This window comes from Lysobacter dokdonensis DS-58 (assembly GCF_000770795.1).
Lineage (GTDB): Bacteria > Pseudomonadota > Gammaproteobacteria > Xanthomonadales > Xanthomonadaceae > Noviluteimonas > Noviluteimonas dokdonensis.
On record NZ_JRKJ01000002.1, the window covers coordinates 536,777 to 558,406 of the forward strand.

The 21,630-nt window shown below is 68.4% G+C and carries 21 protein-coding genes; 12 read left to right on the forward strand and 9 right to left on the reverse strand.

Going from position 1 to position 21,630, the window contains the following annotated elements; all coding sequences use genetic code 11:
- Nucleotides 1–7 precede the first annotated feature (7 nt).
- Together rng and LF41_RS02890 are read right to left on the reverse strand one after the other, a co-directional pair.
- The gene (gene rng / locus LF41_RS02885) at nucleotides 8–1,492 is read right to left on the reverse strand and encodes a ribonuclease G (RefSeq protein ID WP_036165351.1); all 1,485 of its coding nucleotides are present in this window, start codon (nucleotides 1,490–1,492) and stop codon (nucleotides 8–10) included.
- Nucleotides 1,489–2,073 (reverse strand): Maf family protein, encoded by a 585-nt coding sequence (locus LF41_RS02890; protein ID WP_036165353.1) that lies wholly within the window; start codon nucleotides 2,071–2,073, stop codon nucleotides 1,489–1,491. Before LF41_RS02890 ends, rng begins: the two co-directional genes overlap by 4 nt.
- Before the next feature lie 137 nt (nucleotides 2,074–2,210).
- Here LF41_RS02890 and LF41_RS02895 point away from each other — a divergent pair, with 137 nt between their 5' ends.
- From LF41_RS02895 to LF41_RS02905, 3 genes are read left to right on the forward strand one after another with little or no spacing between them, the layout of a single operon-like run.
- Nucleotides 2,211–2,954: an SIMPL domain-containing protein gene (locus tag LF41_RS02895; protein WP_036165356.1), complete on the forward strand. Its 744-nt coding sequence runs from the start codon at nucleotides 2,211–2,213 to the stop codon at nucleotides 2,952–2,954.
- A 44-nt stretch (nucleotides 2,955–2,998) separates the two neighbouring features.
- A complete protein-coding gene (locus LF41_RS02900; protein ID WP_036165360.1) occupies nucleotides 2,999–3,184 on the forward strand; it encodes a hypothetical protein in 186 nt (61 codons plus the stop codon).
- A 56-nt stretch (nucleotides 3,185–3,240) separates the two neighbouring features.
- Nucleotides 3,241–3,924: an energy transducer TonB gene (locus tag LF41_RS02905; RefSeq protein WP_052116070.1), complete on the forward strand. Its 684-nt coding sequence runs from the start codon at nucleotides 3,241–3,243 to the stop codon at nucleotides 3,922–3,924.
- On the opposite strand, the gene rlmH is transcribed toward LF41_RS02905, so the two are convergent.
- From rlmH to leuS, 6 genes are all read right to left on the reverse strand, one after another.
- Entirely contained in the window at nucleotides 3,921–4,391 is a 471-nt protein-coding gene (gene rlmH, locus LF41_RS02910; RefSeq protein ID WP_036165363.1) for a 23S rRNA (pseudouridine(1915)-N(3))-methyltransferase RlmH, read from the reverse strand. The genes LF41_RS02905 and rlmH overlap by 4 nt on opposite strands.
- Nucleotide 4,392: 1 nt before the next feature.
- Nucleotides 4,393–4,809: a ribosome silencing factor gene (rsfS, locus tag LF41_RS02915; protein ID WP_036165366.1), complete on the reverse strand. Its 417-nt coding sequence runs from the start codon at nucleotides 4,807–4,809 to the stop codon at nucleotides 4,393–4,395.
- A gap of 73 nt (nucleotides 4,810–4,882) precedes the next feature.
- The gene (gene nadD, locus LF41_RS02920) at nucleotides 4,883–5,551 is read right to left on the reverse strand and encodes a nicotinate-nucleotide adenylyltransferase (RefSeq protein ID WP_036165369.1); all 669 of its coding nucleotides are present in this window, start codon (nucleotides 5,549–5,551) and stop codon (nucleotides 4,883–4,885) included.
- A gap of 3 nt (nucleotides 5,552–5,554) precedes the next feature.
- Nucleotides 5,555–6,601 (reverse strand): DNA polymerase III subunit delta, encoded by a 1,047-nt coding sequence (gene holA / locus LF41_RS02925; protein WP_036165372.1) that lies wholly within the window; start codon nucleotides 6,599–6,601, stop codon nucleotides 5,555–5,557.
- Nucleotides 6,602–6,605: 4 nt separating this feature from the next.
- Complete coding sequence (locus tag LF41_RS02930) at nucleotides 6,606–7,178, reverse strand: LPS-assembly lipoprotein LptE (protein ID WP_084073258.1); 573 nt, start codon at nucleotides 7,176–7,178, stop codon at nucleotides 6,606–6,608.
- 53 nt (nucleotides 7,179–7,231) lie between these two features.
- Nucleotides 7,232–9,964, reverse strand: a complete 2,733-nt coding sequence (leuS, locus tag LF41_RS02935) for a leucine--tRNA ligase (protein ID WP_036165375.1) — start codon at nucleotides 9,962–9,964, stop codon at nucleotides 7,232–7,234.
- Between the two features lie 95 nt (nucleotides 9,965–10,059).
- Here leuS and LF41_RS02940 point away from each other — a divergent pair, with 95 nt between their 5' ends.
- From LF41_RS02940 to LF41_RS02955, 4 genes are all read left to right on the forward strand, one after another.
- Nucleotides 10,060–10,317, forward strand: coding sequence for a SemiSWEET transporter (locus LF41_RS02940; RefSeq protein ID WP_036165378.1), 258 nt, complete (start codon nucleotides 10,060–10,062; stop codon nucleotides 10,315–10,317).
- Between the two features lie 123 nt (nucleotides 10,318–10,440).
- A complete protein-coding gene (locus LF41_RS02945) occupies nucleotides 10,441–10,989 on the forward strand; it encodes a fimbrial protein (protein WP_052116071.1) in 549 nt (182 codons plus the stop codon).
- The gene (locus LF41_RS02950) at nucleotides 10,986–11,711 is read left to right on the forward strand and encodes a fimbrial biogenesis chaperone (protein WP_052116072.1); all 726 of its coding nucleotides are present in this window, start codon (nucleotides 10,986–10,988) and stop codon (nucleotides 11,709–11,711) included. The genes LF41_RS02945 and LF41_RS02950 overlap by 4 nt, the downstream gene beginning before the upstream one ends.
- Entirely contained in the window at nucleotides 11,708–14,092 is a 2,385-nt protein-coding gene (locus LF41_RS02955) for a fimbria/pilus outer membrane usher protein (protein ID WP_036165380.1), read from the forward strand. Before LF41_RS02950 ends, LF41_RS02955 begins: the two co-directional genes overlap by 4 nt.
- Here the strand turns inward: LF41_RS02955 and LF41_RS02960 are convergent.
- Nucleotides 14,081–14,671: a DUF998 domain-containing protein gene (locus LF41_RS02960; protein ID WP_036165382.1), complete on the reverse strand. Its 591-nt coding sequence runs from the start codon at nucleotides 14,669–14,671 to the stop codon at nucleotides 14,081–14,083. The two genes, LF41_RS02955 and LF41_RS02960, sit on opposite strands and share 12 nt — an antisense overlap.
- A 126-nt stretch (nucleotides 14,672–14,797) precedes the next feature.
- On the opposite strand from LF41_RS02960, the gene trxA reads away from it, so the two are divergent.
- The 5 genes from trxA to LF41_RS02985 all read left to right on the forward strand — a co-directional run bounded on the left by trxA (nucleotide 14,798) and on the right by LF41_RS02985 (nucleotide 21,529).
- The gene (gene trxA / locus LF41_RS02965) at nucleotides 14,798–15,676 is read left to right on the forward strand and encodes a thioredoxin (protein WP_036165384.1); all 879 of its coding nucleotides are present in this window, start codon (nucleotides 14,798–14,800) and stop codon (nucleotides 15,674–15,676) included.
- 195 nt (nucleotides 15,677–15,871) lie between these two features.
- A complete protein-coding gene (locus tag LF41_RS02970) occupies nucleotides 15,872–17,863 on the forward strand; it encodes a bifunctional serine/threonine-protein kinase/formylglycine-generating enzyme family protein (protein ID WP_036165386.1) in 1,992 nt (663 codons plus the stop codon).
- Nucleotides 17,864–17,888: 25 nt separating this feature from the next.
- Complete coding sequence (locus LF41_RS02975) at nucleotides 17,889–18,569, forward strand: DUF502 domain-containing protein (RefSeq protein WP_152599857.1); 681 nt, start codon at nucleotides 17,889–17,891, stop codon at nucleotides 18,567–18,569.
- A complete protein-coding gene (locus tag LF41_RS02980) occupies nucleotides 18,569–19,339 on the forward strand; it encodes a queuosine precursor transporter (protein WP_036165389.1) in 771 nt (256 codons plus the stop codon). The genes LF41_RS02975 and LF41_RS02980 overlap by 1 nt, the downstream gene beginning before the upstream one ends.
- A gap of 93 nt (nucleotides 19,340–19,432) precedes the next feature.
- On the forward strand, nucleotides 19,433–21,529 hold the full coding sequence (locus LF41_RS02985) for a M13 family metallopeptidase (protein ID WP_036165391.1): 2,097 nt from the start codon (nucleotides 19,433–19,435) through the stop codon (nucleotides 21,527–21,529).
- The last annotated feature ends 101 nt before the right edge of the window (nucleotides 21,530–21,630 follow it).

A 21,630-nucleotide genomic window follows, 5' to 3' on the forward strand; every position in this document is an offset into this window, starting at 1 on the left:
ACGCATCTCAGAGCAGCACGACATCGAACTGCTCCTGCAGGTACTGCTCGTCCGACTGGAACCGGATCGACTTGCCGAGGAACTCCTCCAGCTCCGCCACCGCCGCGCTTTCTTCATCGGTGATGCGTGCCACGACCTTCGGCGATGCGATCACCAGCAGGCGCGCGGCTTCGAACTGGCGCACCGCGCGCGTGATCTCGCGGAAGATTTCGTACGTCACCGTTTCGGAGGTCTTGAGCGTGCCGCGGCCGCCGCATTCGTGGCAGGGCTCGCACAGCTGGCGTTCGAGCGATTCGACCGTGCGCTTGCGCGTCATCTCGACCAGGCCGAGCGGCGAGAAATCGTAGACCGTCGTCTTCGCGTGGTCCTTCGCCAGTTGCTTTTCGAGCGTGCGCAACACCTGGCGGCGGTGCTCGGCGTCGGTCATGTCGATGAAGTCGATGATGATGATGCCGCCGAGGTTGCGCAGGCGCAGTTGGCGGGCGACCGCCTGCGCCGCTTCGAGGTTGGTGCGGTAAACGGTCTCCTCGAGGTTCCGTTGACCCAGGAACGACCCGGTGTTCACGTCCACGGTGGTCATCGCCTCGGTCTGGTCGATGACGAGATACCCGCCGGACTTGAGCGGCACTTCCTTTTCGAGCGCGTGCTGGATTTCGTCTTCGACGCCGTACAGGTCGAAGATCGGGCGCGCGCCGCTGTACGGCTCGATCTTCTCGGCCAGGCCGGGCATGTATTGCGAGGCGAACGCTTGGAGGCGTTCGCAGGTCTCCCGCGAATCGACCTTCACCTTTTCGACGTCGCGCCGGATCAGGTCGCGCACCGCGCGCATCGGCAACGTCAGGTCTTCGTAGATGCAGGCGCCGACCTTCGTCGTCTTCTGCTGGTCTTCCACCAGCGCCCAGACGCGGCTGAGATAGGCGATGTCTTCGGCGAGCGCTTCGGCCGGCTGGCCCTCGGCGTTGGTGCGCACGATGTAGCCCTGCTCGCCGCCGCCGGCGAATTCCGCGACGAGCGCCTTCAGGCGCGCGCGTTCGGTTTCGTCCTCGATGCGCGAGGACACGCCGACCACGCGCGACTGCGGCAGCAGCACGAGATAGCGCGAGGGAATCGAGAGTTGCGTCGTGAGCCGTGCACCCTTGCTGCCGATCGGGTCCTTCACCACTTGCACGACGATGTCCTGGCCTTCGCGGACGAGGTCGAGGATCGGACGCGGTTGCGCGGGAGGCAGCGGGGGTTCGTCGCCGGCGACGTTGGGCAGCGTCGAGGCGCGCACGATGTCGTTGGCGTGGAGGAACGCGGCGCGGTCCAGGCCGATGTCGACGAACGCCGCCTGCATCCCGGGCATCACGCGCTGCACGCGGCCCTTGTAGATGTTGCCGACCACGCCGCGCCGCCAGCCGCGCTCGATGTGCAGCTCCTGCAGCATGCCGTTCTCGACGACGGCCACGCGCGTTTCGCGCGGGGTGACGTTGACCAGGATCTCTTCGCTCATGGTTGCGCGCTCCCCGGTGCGATTCCGAATTCGCGCAGCAATCTTGCCGTTTCGAACATCGGCAGGCCCATCACGCCGGAAAAGCTGCCGGCCAGGTGCGCGATCAACACTTGCGCGCGTCCCTGGATGCCGTAGGCGCCGGCCTTGCCGTCCCATTCGCGGGTGGACAGGTACGCGTCGATGTCGTGGTCGTTCAGCGTGGCGAAGGTGACCTGCGATTCGGAGACGACCTGCGCTTCGCGCGCGGCGTTCACCACGCTGACCGCGGAGATGACCTGGTGCGTGCGGCCGGAGAGTTTGCGGAGCATCGCGGCGGCGTCGTGCGCGTCGCGCGGCTTGCCGAAGACTTCGTCGTCGAGGATCACCTCGGTGTCCGCGCCGAGCACGACCGCGCCCGGATTGGTCATGACCTGCAGCAGGCCCGCGCCGGCTTTCTCGCGCGCGACGCGGCGCACATAGTCCCCCGCGCTTTCCGCGGAGCCGCGGTGTTCGGGGATGTCGAGCTCGAGGGTGCCGAACGTGTATCCCAGGCGGGAGAGCAGTTCGGAGCGTCGAGGGGAACGCGAGGCGAGATGCAGCATCGGCGGGAGTCTAACCCGCTGCTGTACGTCGTCCCGCGCACGCCGCCGGCTCGACCCCGTGAGGGCTCACAGTTCGTTCACTCCGCCGCACGACAGTGCCGCGACACGGAAGAACACCCCTCACCCTGGAGCCACGAATGACCCTGCGCCCCCTCAGCCTTGCCGCCGCCCTCGGCCTTGCCCTCGCCTTCGGAGCCGCCATGCCGACCCACGCCCAGAGCGCCACCCAGACTGCCCCGATCCCCGCCGACGGCACGCTGCTTTCGGTCTCGGCGCAAGCCGAATCCCGTCGCGTGCCCGACGTGGCGACGATTTCCGCCGGCGTCGTCACCCAGGCCGCCGACGCCAACGCCGCCATGCGCGACAACGCCACGCAGATGGACGCGGTGATGAAAGCCGTGCGCGCGGCGGGCATCGCCGAGCGCGACATCCAGACGGCCGGCATCTCGGTGCAGCCGCAATACAAGTACGCGGAGAACTCGCCGCCGACGATCACCGGCTACCAGGCCAGCAACACGGTGAACATCAAGGCCCGCGACATCGGCAAGCTCGGCAAGGTGCTCGATGCGCTGGTCGCCAGTGGCGCCAACCAGGTCAACGGCCCGTCGTTCGAGATCGACAAGCCCGAGCCCGCGTACGACGAAGCGCGCCTGGCCGCGCTCGCGAAGGCCAAGGCGCGCGCGGAAACCTATGCCAAGGCGCTGGGCCTGCGCGTGCGCCGCGTCGTGAGCATTACCGAAGGCGGCGCGGTGCGTCCGCCGATGCCGTACATGATGCGTGCGCAGGCCAACGACATGGCGATGGCCAAGGAAACCTCGGTCGCGCCGGGCGAAACCACGCTGTCGGTGAGCCTTGACGTGGTTTTCGACCTGGGCCAGTGACACTGGGGCCATCGCGCATCACGCGCATACGCGGGACCCGCGCCATGGCCGACAAGCAACGCGACACCCCGCCCGCGGCCGACCCGCGGGCGGGCAGGAATCCCGGTTACGCCGAAACGCATCCGCGCGACAAGGACGATGCGCAGGCGAAGGTCCCCAAGCCCGGCAACCAGCCCGACGAGCCGGGCATCGACCGCGACACCGACGAACAAGCGGATCCGGCGAAGTAACAACCCCGTTGTCGATCTCCGTGCGTTGAAGCGATCAGCCACCACGGAGATCCGCCATGTCGCACACGATCGCACCGTCCCTTCCCGCCCGCCGCGCGCAGGCAGGACATCTCGCCGAGCGCCCGAGCCCCGCACGCATCACCGCGTTCGCCGGCGTGATCTCGCTGCACGTGGCGGCGCTGATGTTGCTGATGATGCCGATGGCGCCGCCCGAAGCGTTGCCGAAGGAAGAGGTGACGGTTCCCATCTGGCTGATTCCGAAGCGAGTCGAACCGGTTCCGCCTCCGCCGCCCACCGAAACGCGCCGCATCGATCCGCGCCCGGTGCAGCAGCCCACGCCGCAACCGCGCGTCGAACAGCCGCCGATCGTCGATCCCGTCGGCGTGGATGTCGCACCGCCCTACGACCCGAACCCCGACACGGCGATCGTCGTCGAAACCGTGCAGCCGCCCGTCGGCCCGATGCGCAGCGACAGTCTGGAATACGCGAGCGCCCCGCCGCCGCCGTATCCGCGCGAAGCGATGGCGCGCCGCATCGAAGGCACGGTGGTCCTGGAAGTGTTGGTCGATGTCGACGGCACGCCCCTCGACGTGCGCGTGCAGACCAGCAGCGGCAACCGCGCGCTCGACGACGCCGCGCGCAAGCACATCCTGAAGAAGTGGAAGTTCCGCCCCGCGACACAAGGCGGGCAGGCCGTGCAGTCGATCGGACTGGTGCCGGTGAAGTTCGTGCTGCGCTAAGCGCGGTGGTACGGGTGGTTGGCCAACATCGCATTCGCCCGATACAACTGTTCCGCCAGCACCAGGCGCACCAGCATGTGCGGCAGCGTCAACGGCCCGAGCGACCACGTCTCGTCCGCTCGGGCCGTCACTTCGGCGGCGTGGCCTTCGGGCCCGCCGATCAGGAAACACAGGTCACGCCCCGCGCCGCGCCAGGTTTCCATGCGTTGCGCGAGTTGTTCCGAACTCCACGTGCGTCCGCGACCATCGAGTGCGACGACGAGCGCGCCTTTCGGAATCGCGGCGAGCACGCGCTGGCCTTCGTCGAACGTCGCGCGCGCTGCATCCCGGCCCTTGCCGCGAATGCCGGGTTCGATTTCGACCAGGTCGAGCGGCAGCCAGTGCGACAGCCGCTTGCGGTATTCCGCGAATCCGTCGGCCACCCACGCGGGCGGCCGTTCTCCGACGGCGATGAGCCGCGCTTTCAACTCACTCGCGGCCGGCGATCAGCGCGTCTTCTTCTTCCGGCGGCTGGTCGCCGACGGTCCACAGGCGCTCGAGCGCGTAGAACTCGCGCACGCGCGGCAACATCACGTGGACGACGACATCGCCCAGGTCGACGAGCACCCATTCGGCCTCGCGCTCGCCTTCCACGCCCAGGGGCATGCAGTCGAGCTTCTTGGCGTGCTTGACCACTTCGTCGGCGATCGACTTGACGTGGCGGGTGGAGGTGCCCGACGCGATGACCAGGTGGTCGGTGACGCTGGTCTTGCCGCGGACATCGATCTCGACGACATCCTTCGCTTTGAGCTCCTCGACGGCGTTGCGCACGTGCTGGAGGAGGACGTCTGCCGGCGGCGGCGGATTGGGAAGGCGGGTCTTGATGACTTGCGCGGCGGTGGTCAAGGGCAGCTGAGCTCGGTGGAGACGGGGGGATTATACGAGGCGGTGAAGACCGGCCGACGTGAAACCGTCGGCATCACGGAACCGGCCGTCCGTAGAGGCCCGATGCGGCGATCAGGTCCGCGACGGGGGCCGGGAGCCAGTCCCGCCAACCCGGCGCCTGGTCCGCGATCCGGCGGCGCAGCGCCGTCGACGACTCCGGCCGCTCCTCGCCAAGCGGGAATTCGGCGAAGCCACCAGCCGGAAGCGCGTGCAACTGCGCCGGCCGGCACCAGCGCGGTTCGAGTTCGGCGTGGACCTCGGGGGCCCGGGCCTTGAGGGCATCGGGATCGATGGGCGAGCCCGGCCGGTCGATCGCGAGCAGGTGGCCGAGCTCGAACAATTCGCGCCAGCGATGCCACGAGTCCAGGCCGAACACCGAGTCGCCCCCGACCATCCACACCAGCGGCGCGTGCGGGCCGTATTCGGCGCGCAACTCCCGCAAGGTATCGACGGTGTACGACGGGCCCGCGCGGCGCAGTTCGCGGCGATCGACGATCAGCCCGTGTTCGCCTTCGACCGCCAGGTCGAGCATGCGCGCGCGTTGCTCTGCGCTCGCGTGTGTCGGGCCCTTGTGCGGCGGATCGGCGGACGGCAAAAGGTGGACGTCGGCATGCAACGCATCGCGCACCGCGCGCGCGATGGCGAGGTGGCCGGTGTGCACGGGATCGAAGGTGCCGCCGAAGCACAGGACGAGCGGCGTCATGCGCTAGCCCAGCAGTTGCATTGCGCGGGGATCGGCGACTGCGAGCAGCACGCGTTCGAGCGCGAGCCACGCATCGTGCGGATCGCGTCCCCACTGCGGGCGGCCTTTCGCGATGCGGTCCACGTGGCCGATCTCGGCCGCGAAGCGTTCCCAACGCGCGACATCGTGCCGCTTGAGCGCGCGCGTGTATGCGGCCTGCTTCGAATCCCAGATGCGCTGCGCCTTGAATTCGGCCTGCAGGTTGCCGCCGCGTGCGGCGACGCGCGCGAGCAACGCCGCGCGATTGAGTTCCATCGCCACCATGCCGAGCAGCGCGGGGACCGCTTCGCCCTCGCCCTTCAGGCCATGCAACATGCGCGCGACTTGCGTCGCCTGCCCGTTCATCGCGGCATCGACGAGGCGGAACACGTCGTAGCGCGCCGAATCCGACACCAGCGATTCCATCGCCGCCACGTCGAGCGTGCGGCCTTCGGCGAGCAGCGACAGCTTGTCGATTTCCTGCGCGGCCGCGAGCAGGTTGCCTTCGACGCGATCGGCGAGCGCCTGCACCGCGTCGCGGTCGGCGCGCAGCCCGCGCGCGCGCATGCGCGCGTCGATCCAGCCATTGAGTTCGTGCGGCTTCACTTGCCAGGCGATCAACTGGTGGCCGATGCGCCCGAGTGCCTCGCTCCACTTGCCGCCGTGTTGCTTGCTCCACTCACCCGCGGTGATGAGCAGCACGACATCGGGCGGCGGATCCGCGGCGAATTGCGCGAGGATTTCCGCGCCGTCCTTGCCCGGCTTGCCGCCCGGCATGCGGATTTCGACGACGCGCCGCGCGGCGAACAAGCCCGGGGCCTGGAATGCGGCGGCGACGCTGTCCCAATCCGGGTCGCGGCCTTCGATGTCATAGACCTCGCGGTCGCCGATGCCCTGCTCGCGCGCGGCGGCGCGCACGGCATCGGCGGCTTCGAGCACGACGAGCGCTTCGGGCCCCGCGATCAGGTAGGCCGGCCGCAGCGGCTCGGATGCGAGCTGCGCCGCGAGCCGATCGGGCCGGAGTTCGGCCATCGCGTCAGGATTGCGGCGCGGGTGCGGCGGCGGCCGGCGCCGGTGCGTTGCCGCGGTCTTCCGGGTGCGTGACGTTCAACGCCGCGCCGACGCGGCGCAGGATGGCCGTCGACATTTCGCGGCGGAGTTCCTTGGCGAGCAGTTCGCGCTCCGACGTGGCGCCCACGGCGTCGGTCGGCGGCGCGACGTAATCGCGCGAGAGTTCCACAGCCTGCTGCGGCACCACGACGTTCCCCGCCGGATCGACCAGCGTGAAGATCACGGCGTAGCGCAGGCTGAATTCCTGCGCGCGGCCTTTTTCGTCGATGCTGATCGGCGTGTCGCCCCAGCGTTCGGACAGGACCTGCAGCGTCGTCGAGGGCTGCGCGGGATCCGTCGCCGGTTGGGCGCCGGCACGCGTCATCGCGTCGGCGAGCGACTCGGCGAGCGGGCTGTAGGGATCCGGCGCGACGACGCGCACCGGATTGAGTTCGGCCGGCAGCACGAGCGCGTTGCGCAGGTGGAAGCCACAGGCGCTGCACAGCGCGACGAGCGCGAGCAGCACGGCAACTCGGACAAGCGTCGGGAGCGTTCGCATGTGGGCCAGTCTGGACGAGGGGGCGATGGCGGGCAAGCGCGTCGCGTCCCCGGTCAGGCCGAAGCCACGATGTTGACGACCTTCCCCGGCACCACGATCACCTTGCGCACGAACTGCCCTTCGAGGAAGCGCGCCACCGCCGGCTCGGCGAGCGCCGCGGCTTCAACGAGGTCCTTCGGCGCATCGGGCGCGACTTCGATCGTGCCGCGCAGCTTGCCGTTGACCTGCACGGCCAGGGTGAGCGCGTCGCGCTTGAGCGCGTCGGGATCGGCCTTCGGGAACGAGATGTCCTCGAGCAGCGCTTCCGGGTGGCCCAGTGCCTGCCACAACGCGTGGCACACGTGCGGCGTCACCGGATTGAGCAACAGCACCATCGCCTGCAGGGCTTCGTGGCGCACGGCCCGGCCCTGGTCGCTCATGTCGTCGAACTTCGCGACATGGTTGAGCAGTTCCATCAGCGCGGCGATGGCGGTGTTGAAGCTGTGGCGGCGGCCGTAATCGTCGCCGACCTTCTGGATGGTTTCGTGCACCTGGCGGCGCAGCGTCTTCTGCGCGGCGTCGAGCGTTGCGGGCGCAACCTCAGGATGATCCGGCTGCGCGACATGCGTGAGCACCTCGCGCCAGAAGCGGCGCAGGAAGCGCGCCATGCCTTCGACGCCGGCTTCGTTCCACTCGAGCGATTGCTCCGGCGGTGCGGCGAACATCGAGAACAGGCGCACCGTGTCCGCGCCGAAGCGATCGACCATCGCCTGCGGGTCGACGCCGTTGTTCTTCGACTTCGACATCTTCTCGACGCCGCCGATGTGCACCGGCTTGCCGTCGGCCTTCAGGTGCGCACCGGTGATGCGGCCGCGTTCGTCGCGCTCGGCGTCGACGTCGGCGGGGTTGATCCACTCCTTCGAACCATCGGCGTTGTCGCGGAAGTACGTCTCCGCGATGACCATGCCCTGGCACAGCAGGTTGGTCGCCGGCTCGTCGCTGTGCACCAGGCCCGCGTCGCGCAGGAGCTTGTGATAGAAACGGAAATACAGCAGGTGGAGGATGGCGTGCTCGATGCCGCCGATGTACTGGTCCACCGGCGTCCAGTAATTGGCGCGCGCATCGACCATGTCGGCCGCGCCCGGCGAGGTGTAGCGCGCGTAGTACCAGCTCGACTCCATGAAGGTGTCGAACGTGTCGGTTTCGCGCTCGGCCGGGCCGCCGCACTGCGGGCACGTGGTCTTGCGCCACTCGGGGTCGGCCTTGATCGGCGATTGCACGCCGGAGAACGCCACGTCCTCGGGCAGCACGACCGGCAACTGGTCTTCCGGCACCGGCACCGCGTCGCACTTGGCGCAATAGATGACGGGGATCGGGCAGCCCCAGTAACGCTGGCGGCTGACGCCCCAGTCGCGCAGGCGGAAGTTCACGCGGCGCGTGCCATGGCCTTCGGCCTGGAAGCGGGCGGCGATGGCTTCGAAGGCCTCGTCGTAATCCATGCCGTCGAATTCGCCCGAATTCACCAGCAGGCCGCGCTCGGTGTAGGCACCCTCTTCCTGGATCTTGCGTTCGAAATCCTGCACGACCTCGACAGCCGCGCGCACTTCGTACACATCGGCGCTGCCGCCATGGAGTGCGGCGTCCATCGGATCGTCGTGCACGGCGATGTCGTGCGCCATTTCCGCAACGGCGTCGCGCACTTCCGGAGAGACGATGACCATGCGGATCGGCAGGCCGTAATGGCGTGCCATTTCCCAGTCGCGCTGGTCATGGCCCGGCACCGCCATCACCGCGCCCGTGCCGTAGCCCATCAGCACGAAGTTGGCGACGTAGATCGGCAACGCTTCGCCGGTGATGGGATGCAGCGCGCGCAGGCCCGTGTCGCGGCCGCGCTTGGCCTGCGTTTCGATCTCCGCTTCCGACACGCCGCCGTGGCGCAATTCTTCGATGAAGGCCGCCAGCGACGGATCGCGGTCGGCGGCGTGCTTCGCCAGCGGGTGTTCGGCGGCGATGCTGATGAACGTCACGCCCATCAGCGTGTCGGGGCGCGTGGTGAACACGTGCAGTTCGTCATTCGTACCGTCGACCTTGAATGCGAACTCCAGGCCTTCGCTGCGGCCGATCCAGTTGCGCTGCATCGTGCGCACGGCATCGGGCCAGCCCGGCAGCTTGTCCAGGCCGTCGAGCAACTCCTGCGCGTAATCGGTGATGCGCAGGAACCATTGCGGGATCTCGCGCTTCTCGACCACCGCGCCGGAGCGCCAGCCGCGCCCGTCGATGACCTGCTCGTTGGCGAGGACCGTCTGGTCCACCGGATCCCAGTTGACGACCGAATTCTTGCGGTATGCCAACCCTTTCTTCAGCAAGCGCACGAACATGCGCTGCTCGTGCACGTAGTAATCCGGACGGCATGTCGCGAATTCGCGCGACCAATCGATGGCGTAGCCCATGGTCTTGAGCTGGTCGCGCATGTGGTCGATGTTGGCGTACGTCCACTTGGCCGGCGCCGTGCGGTTCTTGATGGCGGCGTTCTCGGCCGGCAGGCCGAAGGCGTCCCACGCCATCGGTTGCAGCACGTTACGGCCGTTCATGCGCTGGAAGCGGCTGATGACATCGCCGATGGTGTAGTTGCGCACGTGCCCCATGTGCAGCGCGCCCGAGGGGTACGGCAGCATGGACAGGCAGAAGAACTTCGGGCGCGGATCGTCCTCGGACACTTCGAACGCGCGGCGGTCTGACCAGAAGCGCTGGGCGGCGGCTTCGAGGGTGCGGGGGTCGTAGGCGGGCGCGTCGGGGGCGGCGGACATCGGGGGCGACTGCACGAAAGAGGGCTGGAAAGCCTATCAGACCGCGCACCCGCGCGGTCCCGCGAAAACGGGGCCCGCTCGGCGATACTCGCAGGATGGACATCGACCTGACCTGGACCGGCTACGTCGCCGCCACCCTCACCACCGTCGCGTTCGTGCCGCAGGCCGTGAAAACGCTGCGCACGCGAGATACCCGCAGCATTTCCCTGCACATGTATCTCGTTTTCACCGTCGGCGTCGCCTTCTGGCTGGCCTACGGCGTGGCACTGCATTCGTGGCCCATGATCGTGTCGAACACGGTGACGCTGGGGCTTGCGGGCACCATTCTTGCGATGAAACTGCGCTGGCGCTGAGGGCGATGGCGTCGCGCATGCGTTGACGTTCGGGGTTTTCCGATACGACGACACGGCGTTGCCCGACTGTGCGGCCGCCGTCGGATCCGGAGCATGGGGACACACCCAACAAGGAGTGTCCCGATGCACCCGATCCAACCCCAGCGTTCCCGCTTCTTCGCCACCCTCCCCGTCCTGTTCGTCGCCGGCTGCCTGGCCTCGCCAGGCGCGGCCGCCAACACCGGCCAGATCCACTTCGAAGGCCAGATCACCGATGCCACCTGCGAGGTAGTCGGCGGCACCGGCGGCACGCCGTCGTTCACCGTGCGCCTGCCGGTCGTGAGCAACGAGCAGCTCGGTCCCGGCGACATGGCCGGTCGCACCATGTTCCGCATGTCGCTGCAGAACTGCACGTCGGTCGCCAACGGCGTGCGCGTGTTCTTCGAGGGCGGTCCCAACGTGGATCCGGCCTCCGGCACGCTGCGCACCAGCCTGACCGACATCAACCTCGCACTCTTCGATGGCGACGGCACGCCCATCGCCGTCGGCAGCGAGCTGCAACGCACCGAGAACACGCTCTACAGCGCGTCCGACACCATGGACTACCAGGTGGCGTACGCGAACGTCGGCGCCTTCGGCGCCATGCCCGGCATGGTGACCGCCGGCGTCGTGTATTCGCTCCACTACCCGTGAGTGGCGCGACGTTGCGATGCGCGATACGCATCGCGGCGTGCTGGTGCGTCTGGCACGCGCTCGCGTTCGCGCCCCGTGCGCACGCGGGCGTCGTGCTCGCCAATACGCGCGTCGTCTTTTCCGGCGACGCGCGCGACGTCACCGTGCGCCTGAGCAATCGGCATGCATACCCGGTCCTGGTGGAAGCCTGGGTGGACTCGCCCATCGAGGGCGCGCACGTGCCCTTTGCGGCGGACCCTCCGCTGTTCCGCATCGACCCGGGCAAGGGCCAGGCACTGCGCGTGCATCGCTTGCCGGGCGTGCTGCCGGAGGATCGGGAAACGCTGTTCTGGCTCAACGTGCTGGACGTTCCCCCCGACCCACCCGCGACCGCTGAAGGGTCCGACATGAAGATCGCACTGCAAACGCGCGTGAAGCTGTTCCACCGGCCGAAAGGGTTGCCCGGTGCGCCGGCGGAGGCGCCCGCAGCGTTGCACTGGCGCGTGCTCGACGACGCGCGCATCGCAGTGGACAACCCCACGCCTTACCACGTCACCATCGCCCGCATCGCCGGGCACGATGGGTGGGACGTGCAGGGCGTGATGGTCGCGCCGTTCGCGGGCGTCGTCGTTCCCTATTCCAAGGCGCGCGGCGGCAGCGGACGCATCGTGTTCGAGGCGATCAACGATCTTGGTGGACGCGACAAGTTCGACAGCCCGCTGGCGGAGGCGCGCGCGCAATGAAGCGCGGGCCGCCTGCGTTCGCGCTGGCCATCGCGTGCGCCGCGGCGCACGCAGCGGAACCGGCCGCGCCGCGCGTCCGGTTCGATGCATCGATGCTGCGCAATGCGCGAGGCGCGGACGTTGCGCCGTTCGAGTCCGCTGTCGTCGTGCGCGCCGGCCTCCATGACGTCGAAGTGATGCGCAACGGTGATCCGCTCGGCCGACGGGGCGTGCGTTTCGAAGGCGATCCCGTCGCGCCGTGCTTCGATGGGGAGCTCGTCGCGTGGCTCGGCGTGTCGGCCGCACGGCTGACGGATGCACAGCGCGACCGGCTGGCGGGCGGTTATTGCGCAAGCATCGCGTCGCTGCATCCGGCGGCATCGGTTCGCCACGACGCGGGAGAACGCACTCTCGACGTCTCGATCCCGCAGGCGCTGCTCGCCACGCGCAGCGATGCGATCGATCCGGCGACACTGGACGCCGGCATCACCGCATTTCGCCTCGGTTATGCCGCCAACCTGCTGCACCACGAGACGCGCGATGGGCCGGCTGCGCATCGCGGCAGCGTACGCCTCGATGCCGGCGCCAACATCGGTGCATGGCGGTGGCGGCATCGCACGATGCATGCGTGGGGTGGGACGGACGCGATCGCGAGCGACGTGATGTCGGCTTCTCTCGAGCGCGACGTGTCGCGGTTCGACGCCAGTCTCACGGTCGGCGACTTCCAGGCAAGCGGCCTGCTGCTCGATTCGCTCGCGTTGCGCGGGGTGCGCTTTCAATCGGACGACCGCATGCTGCCTGCGTCGCAATCGCGCCCTGCTCCGGTCATCCGCGGAGTCGCCGACACCAACGCGCGCATCCATGTGCGGCAAGGCGGTCGGCTGCTGTTCGATACGACGGTGCCCCCCGGCCCGTTCGATCTCGCGGACGTGCAACCACAGGGCCAGGGCGGCGACCTCGACGTGCACGTCGAGGAAGCCGATGGCCGCCGCCATTCGTTCCGCGTGCCCTACTGGGTGATGCCCGGCCTGTTGCGCGCCGGCCGGAAGCGCTTCGGCCTGACGGCGGGGCGGTTGCGCGGCGCGGAAACATGGGAGGCGCCCGTCGTCGCCGGGGCGCTCGAAGCGGGCGTTCGGGATCGGCTCACGGTGCGCGCCGGTGCGCAGGCGACCAGTGGACACGCCGAGGCGCTGCTCGGCGTGGTCTTCGGCGCGCGCGCCGGCGCGATGTCGATCGATCGCCTCCATGGCCACGACGCCGCCACCCGCGCGACGTTCACCACGGGCGTCGCGTCGCGCAGCACGTTGCAACTCTCCGCCTCGCACCGGCCGCGTGCGTTCCGCACCCTGCAGGACGCCCTCGCCGTTCGCACGCCCTCCCCGCTCCGCGAGCGGCGGCGCATCGACGCGACGTTGCACGCAACGTCCGCCAAACGCCGCCACGGGATGCGCATGACCTTCGTCGATCGCCGATGGCACGGGACGCGCGCGGCGCAACGCAGCGCGCAACTCGGCTGGTCCGTTCCTGCGCGCCGCAATGGTGCAGTGCTGCATGCAACGGTCGAACACGCGCAAGGGTTCATGCGCGCGACGTCGAACCACGCCACCATCGCCCTCTCCTTCCCGCTGCAGGTCGGCGAGGATCGCGGGTCGGCGCACGTCCACGCACGCCATGGACCCGCACATTCCGTTCTGCAGTCCGGTGTCAGCGGTGCATGGAACGCGCGCACGGGATGGAACCTCGGCGTCACGCAATCGCGCGCCATGCACGGCACCACGACGACACGCAACGCCGCGCTTTCGCACACCGGAAGCGCCGGGCGCGTCGATGCCGGCCTCAGCGCGTCGCCGGGGTTGCGGCAGTCCTCCCTCACCTTCGACGGCAGCGCCCTCGTGCATCCGCACGGCATCACGTTCGGGCCGTGGCTCGGCGACACCATCGCGCTCGTGCGCGCCGAACATGGTGTCGGAACATCGTTGCTGCAGGCGCCCGGGATTCGCCTTGATCGCCTCGGGCACGCGGTCGTGCCGCACCTGACGCCCTATCGGCGCAATCGCGTCGGCATCGACGTGCGCGACGCCTCCCCGGATGTCGCGTTCGACTGGACCGAACGCGACGTCATTCCGCGCGCCGGGGCGATTGTCGACGTGCCGCTGTCGAGCGCGTACCGCCCCACCACGTTCGTCCGCATCGTGGTCGACGACGGCCAGGCCCCGCCCTTCGGCGCGCGCCTCACCGACGCAGCCGGCATCACGCGCGCACGCGTCGGACGAGACGGCATCGCGCGCATTCCCGACGACGGTTCCGAATGGTTCCTGGAGGGCGACACGCGGCCCTGCGCGATCACGCCGGCATCCGCCGACGCGCTCGCAGTCGCCACGTGCCCGGGGTCAGCCCGCTGATGCGCTCCGCCGGTCGAACACGCCCCACGCCACGCAGGCCAGCCATGCGAGCCACGCGACGATCCCGATGCGCTGCCCCATCGCCGGCGCGCCAGGCACCGCGACGAACATCGCGAAGGCCAGCACCAGCGCCGCGGCGAGCGCAATGGCGAATTGCGCCGCGATGCGTCCGCGCCAAGCCACCGCCAACAGCAGGCCACCGGCGACGAATGCCAGCCACCACACCGTCCACGCCGCCGTGTGCACCTTGCCCAGGCCGTAGCCGAATCCCTTCGCGGCATCCACCGGCAGCACGCCCTGCGCGGCGAATGCCAGGGCCGCGAATGCGCACAGCGTCCAGCCGACGCCGAGCAATCGGCTGTCGGCATCGCGCGCGCGGTCGGCGATGGACAGGCGCACCGTCGCAGCCCAGGCCAGCAACCCCGGCAGGAGAAATCCGAACAGATCGAAAGCCCACCACCGAGGGACCCCGCGCGCACCGAGCAGCGCGACCGGATGCATGGCATGCGAGAACCCGTCGAGCGCGGCGCCGAACCCCAGCAGCGCGGCGAGGAAGCCCAGCAGCGCGATCGAGGTCATCCAGCGGACGGAGGGCAAGCGTGGAGGAGAAGTGGAAGGTCGTCTCATGCGGCCATGCTAGCGTGCGGGCTTGCCGCGCCGCACCGGCGTCCCCATCTGTTGCGCATCCCACTTTCGCGAATCGCCATGGCCACCACCGCTTCCCAGTTCGTTTTCGACGCCACCGCCGAGACCTTCGAGGCCGACGTCTTGCAGGCCTCGGTGCAAACGCCGGTCCTTGTCGACTTCTGGGCCGAGTGGTGCGGCCCGTGCAAGACGCTCGGTCCGATCCTCGAAAAGCTGGCCGACGAATACAACGGCGCCTTCCGCCTGGCGAAGATCGACGTCGACAAGGAACAGCAGCTCGCCGCCGCATTCCAGGTGCGCTCGATTCCCACCGTCTATCTCGTCAAGGGCGGCCAGCTCGTCGATGGTTTCCCCGGCGCGTTGCCCGAGGGCCAGCTGCGCGAATTCCTGACGCACCACGGCATCGTGCCCGGGCAGCCGCAGGACGATGCGGCCGCGCAGGAAGTCGCGCCCGAACCGCAGCCCGATCCGCACGAAACCGTGATGCGCCTGCGCAAGCTCGTCGAAACCGAGGCCGACAAGCCCGAGCATCGCCTCGACCTCGCGCTCGCCTTGTTGCAGACCGGCAACGCACACGAAGCCGAACAACTGCTCGATGCGCTCCCCGCCAACCTCGCGCAGGACGATCGCGCGATCCGCGCGCGTGCGCGCCTCGGGTTCGCCGCATTGCTGAAGGACGCACCGGCGCCGCAAGTGCTCGAAGCGGCGATCGCCAGCGATCCCAAGGACCTGCGCGCACGCCATCTGCTCGGCGTGCATCGCATCGTGTCGGGTGATGCCGAGGGCGGATTCGAACACTTCCTGGAAATGCTGCGCATCGATCGCACGTTCGACGAGGGCCTGCCGCGCAAGGCATTGCTCGATGCGTTCCAGATCGTCGACGACGAAGAACTCGTCGGCCGCATGCGCCGCCGCATGGCATCGCTGCTCCTGGTGTGACGCCTGCACGGGTGACGCACATCACGCAACGACGCCACGCGTCACGTTGCGTCGCAACACGCCATGTGAAGACGGCCTTCACGCGCCTGCGCGCATGAACTGATCAGCAACGCGGCCTCCAGGCGTCTCCCCGCGTCTGGCTGGCCGTCCTGCGCCAGCGTATTCTTCCGCCACGGAACAGGGGACCGTCTGACAATGAGCGTTGATCCGTCGTCGCATCACGACGCCGCCAGTGCCCTGCCGCGCATCGCAGGCTTTCGCCTGTTGCGCGAGATCGGCCAGGGCGGGATGTCGACGGTGTATCTCGCCGAGCAGGAATCGCTGGGGCGCAAGGTCGCGCTCAAGGTGATGTTGCCCGAGGCGCTCACCGACGAGGTCAGCCGCCGCCGGTTCGAGAACGAAGCCCGCACCATCGCGCGCCTCGACCACCCCAACATCGTCGGCATCTACGAAGTCGGCCGCACCGCCGACGACCTCCCCTTCTATGCCATGCCCTACCTCGGGCGCGGCCACCTCGGCGTGCGCATCTCGCGCCAGGACGGCCGCACGCGCGACCAGCAACGCGTCATCGCCACGTTGCGCGCATTGCTCGAAGCACTCGATTACGCGCACGTGCGCGGCGTCGTGCATCGCGACGTCAAGGCCGAGAACGTGTTGTTCGACGACGCCGAGCGTCCGCAGCTCGCCGACTTCGGCATCGCGCTGCGCAAGGGCATCAATCCGCGCCTGACGATGACCGGCCTGGCCGTCGGCAGCACCGCCTACATGCCGCCGGAACAGGCGCGCGGCGAAGAAGTCGACAGCCGCGCGGACCTGTACAGCATCGGCGTGCTCGCGTGGGAGATGTTGACCGGCATGTTGCCGTTCAACGCCGCCGACGCGCTGTCCATGGCGGTGATGCACGCCAAGGACCCGATCCCGCGCCTGCCCGCCGAACTGATGCACTGGCAGCGTTTCATCGACAAGTCGCTCGCCAAGTCGCCGGCCAACCGGTTCCGCAGCGCGCAGCAGATGCTCGAAGCGCTCGACCGCATCGAACGCGGCGGATTTTCCTTCGGTGCAATGGTCGCCAACTTCGCGCAACTGTGGCGCCGTACGCGCGTGTTGCCCAAGCCCCTGCTGATCGGCGGCGGCTTGTTGTGCGCGGCGATGATCGGCGTGGCCTCGCAGCACGACGCCGACACGTCCGATTTCTTCCGCGTCGAAACGCTGCCCGAACTGCGCAAGCCGATCCAGCCGGAAGTCGTGGACCGCATGATGCAGCCGCCGCCGGAATCGCCGGCGCAGCAACTGGTCACCAACGCCGAGGCGCAACTGGCCGCGCGCAAGCTCACCGCGCCGCAGGGCGACAACGCCTACGACAGCGTGCTCGCCGCGTGGGATTCCGACCCGGCGCATGCGGGCCTGCCGCCGTTGGTGGTGGGCGTGCTCGGTTCGCTCGGCGACGAGATGGCGATGCGCCTGCGTCGCGGCGACGAAGACAAGGCGCGCGACTATCTGCAGCGCGCGACGCAGTTCGCAGACCGTACCGCGCCGCTCGGCACCGATGCGCTGCACGGCATCCACGAGAAGGCTGCCGAGGCATTGCGCAAACGCGTGGAAGCCAGCGAGAAGTCCCGCGACCGCAAGGACGCGCTCGCCGCCGCCGCGCTGGCCAACGAGTTCGCCGGCGACCAGGCCCTGGGCGACACGCTTCGCGCGCGCGCCGAGAAGATCAAGGTCGCCGAAGCCGACGCCCCGGAAGTCGCGATCGCCGCGGGCACGGGCAACACGACGCAATCGCAACCGGCGCTGCGCACGTTGACGCGCGCCGAGTACGGGCGCTTCGTTGCGGCGACGGGCCGCGAATCGTCGCTGTGCCGCGAGCGCATGTCGCTGCTGCGCATCGTCAAGCCGCGCGATTGGCGTGAGCCCGGCTTCGTGCAGTCCGATACGCAACCAGTGGTCTGCGTGTCGTACGAGGACGTCGTCGCCTACACGCACTGGGCCAGCCGCAACGGCAACAAGGTGCGCCTGCCCTCGAGCGCGGAACTCGGCGCCAACCCCGCGCAAACCGGAGGGCGCGCGTACGCGACGTGGCTGAAGGACGGCTCCATCGCCGGCACCGGCTGGCGCGGGCCGAAGCCGCGGACGATCGAACGCGCGCGCGGATACGACGACGTGGCGGTCAAACTCGTTCACGACTGACCTGCGCGCCCGTACCATGGGCGCCATGCGCAAACCCTCCCCCCGCCCCAGCCTCCGCCGGCTCTTCATCGCCGGCGTGCTCACCCTGTTGCCGATCTTCCTCACGTGGGTGGTGCTGAAGTTCGTCTTCGTCCTGTTGTCCGACATCAGCCGTCCATTGATCGGGCCGCTGCTCGCCACGGTCGCCGAGGGCAATCCGCAGACCTTCGGTTGGCTGGTCGAGCCGTGGGTGCAGACGGCCTTCGCCGTCGCCGCGACGCTCGCGGTGATCCTGTTGTCGGGCGTGATGGCGCGCGTCGTCGTCGGCCAGACGATGCTCAAGTGGTTCGAACGTCTCGTGCAGCGCATTCCGCTGGCCTCGACGATCTACGGCAGCGCGCGCCAGTTGCTCGACATCCTGCAGACCAAACCCGACGGCACGCAGCGCGTCGTGCTCATCGACTTCCCGCATACCGAGATGAAGAGCGTCGGTTTCGTCACGCGCGTGATGCGCGAACACGGCACGGGGCGCGAGCTCGCCGCCGTGTACGTGCCGACCACGCCCAACCCGACCTCCGGTTATCTCGAGATCGTGCCGGTGGAAAAGATGACGCCGACCGATTGGTCCGTCGACCAGGCCATGAGTTTCATCATCTCCGGCGGCGCGGTCTCGCCGGAAACCATCCCCTTCGCGCCGCCACCGCTCGGCGAGAAAGCAAAGGACTGATGCACCCCCATCCCCTCGCCGACCGCGCCACGCGCTTGTTCATCGCGCTGGCGGCGTTCTTCTGCGTCAACGCGGTGCTGGCCGAGTTCATCGGCGTCAAGATCTTCGCGCTCGAGGACACGCTGGGCGTCGCGCCGTTCCAGTGGAACCTGTTCGGGCAGAGCGGTTCGCTGAGTTTCACCGCGGGCACGCTGCTGTGGCCGATGGTCTTCATCTTCACCGACGTCATCAACGAGTTCTTCGGCAAGCGCGGCGTGCGGATGATTTCGTGGATCGCGGTGGTGCTGATCGTTTATGGCTTCCTGTTCGCCTTCGCCGCGATCTCGCTCGCGCCCGCGGATTGGTGGGTCGACGCCGCGCAAAGCCAGGGCGTGCCGGATTACCAGAAGGCCTTCGCCGCGGTGTTCGGCCAGGGGTTGTGGACGATCGGCGGCTCCGTCGTGGCGTTCCTCGTGGGGCAGTTGATCGACGTGGCGGTGTTCCACCGCATTCGCCAGCGCACGGGCGAGAAGCACGTGTGGCTGCGCGCGACCGGTTCGACGGCGGTCTCGCAGCTCGTCGACAGCTTCGTCGTGCTCTACATCGCGTTCGTCATCGGGCCGCAGCACTGGCCGATCTCCCTGTTCCTCGCGGTCAGTTCGGTCAACTACGCCTACAAGATGCTGGCGGCCATCGTGCTGATCCCGCTGATCTACGCGCTGCGGCAGGCGATCACGGCGTATCTCGGGCCTGAACGGGCACATGAATTGCGGGAAGCGGCCGCGGCGTGACCTTCGACACCCCTTGGGCGGGCCCGGCACCCCTTACAGTCGGGGGTCGCCCCGCGGTCCGGGGCGCCCCGACTTCCCGATCCCGGAGTTCCCGTGAGCCGCAAACCCCAAGTCCTCTTGCTGTCCCTTTCCATCGTGGCCGCGCTCGCGGCCTGCAAGCCGGGCGACAAGGCCGCCGACGCCGCCAAGTCCGCCGATAGCGCCGCGCCGAAGCTGACGCTCGACGAAAGCAAGCTGCCGCCGGTCAACTTCTTCCAGGCGGGCGACATCGACGCGGCGAAAAACGCCTGCACCGACTTCAACGGCTACGTCAACAGCAAGTGGCTTGCCGCCAACCCGATTCCGGGCGACCGCACGTCGTGGGGCGCGTTCGAAATGCTCGACGAGCGTTCCACCGCCGTGCAGCGCCAGCTCGCCGAGCAGGCCGCCGCGGCCAAGGACGCCTCGGGCGTGCAGAAGATCGTCGGCGACCTGTGGTCGACCGGCATGGACGAGGCGAAGGTCAACGCGCAGGGCATCAAGCCGATCGAATCGCGCCTGGCCGCGGTCGACAAGCTGACCGACGCCGACTCCATCTCCGCCTACCTGCGCGACACCGCCGCGAAGGGCGAAGGCACGATCATCGGTTTCGGCCCCGAGGCCGACTTCAAGAATTCGGACATGACGATCGGGTACGCGAGCCAGTCCGGCCTCGGCCTGCCGGATGCGCCGTACTACTTCGACGCCGACAAGAAGAAGAACCTCGCCGATTACGAGACGCACATCGTCAACACGCTCAAGCTGGCCGGCGTCCCTGCCGCCGACGCCGCCAAGCAGGCGAAGGACGTCATCGCGTTCGAGACGCGCCTGGCCAAGGTGTCCAAGACGCGTACCGAACTGCAGCGCGACGTCTCGCTGTACTACAACCCCGTCACCGTGGCCGACGCCGACAAGATCACCCCGGGCTTCTCGTGGGAGGAATTCTTCAAGGCGCAGGGCGTCGCCGCACCGAAGACCTTCTCGCTCGGCATGCCGGCCTTCCACGCCGAGTGGAACAAGATGCGCAGCGATGCGCCGATCGACCAGTGGAAGAGCTACCTGCGCTTCCACGTGATCGATGAAGCCTCGCCTTACCTGGGCGATGCGTTCGTGCAGGAACACTTCAACTTCTACAACGCCGCGATGCGCGGCCAGAAGCAAATGCAGCCGCGCTGGAAGCGCGTGTTGCGCACGACGGAGAACCAGGCCGGCGAAGCGCTGGGCCAGATGTACGTGCAGGTCGCCTTCCCGGCCGAATCCAAGGCGCGCATGGAGAAGCTCGTGCAGAACCTGCGCGACGCCCTCAAGGTGCGCCTGGAAAACCTGGCGTGGATGAGCCCGGACACCAAGAAGAAGGCGATGGAGAAGTGGGCCGCCTTCACCCCGAAGATCGGCTACCCGGACAAGTGGCGTTCGTGGGACGGCCTGAGCACCTCGCGCGACAGCTATTTCGGCAACGTGATGGCCGCCAACGAGTTCAACTACAAGTGGGAAATGTCGAAGATCGGCAAGCCGGTCGACAAGTCCGAATGGGGCATGAGCCCGCAGACGGTCAACGCCTACTACAACCCGCTGCGCAACGAAGTCGTCTTCCCGGCCGCGATCCTGCAGCCGCCGTTCTTCGACGCGAAGGCCGACGACGCCACCAACTACGGCGGCATCGGCGCGGTCATCGGCCATGAAATGATCCATGGCTACGACGACCAGGGCAGCCGCTTCGGGCCGACCGGCAACTTCGAGAACTGGTGGACGCCGGCGGATGCGAAGGGCTTCAGTGGCCTGACCGGGCAGCTCGTGGACCAGTTCAACGGTTACGAAGCCCTGCCGGGCAAGCACGTCAAGGGCGACCTCACCCTCGGCGAGAACATCGCCGACCTCGGCGGCCTCAACGTCGCGTATTCCGCGATGAAGCACGCCACCGACGGCACGCCGGACCCGAAGACCGACGGCTTCACGCGCGACCAGCGTTTCTTCCTCAACTTCGGCACCGTGTGGCGCCGCAGCTTCACCGAGAAGGAACTCGAGCAGCGCATCAACACCGACGAACACGCACCGGCGAACTTCCGCGCGATCGGCGCGCCGTCGAACATGCCCGAGTTCGCCACGGCGTTCTCGTGCAAGGCCAACGACCCGATGGTGCGCGGCGACGGAAAGCGGATCGTGATCTGGTAACGCGTTCCCGATATCCCCATGAAGAAAAGGCCCGGGAAACCGGGCCTTTTCCTTTTGTGATCCGCTGCCGGTTCCGTTCATCCCGGGTGCCCCGGACCCCT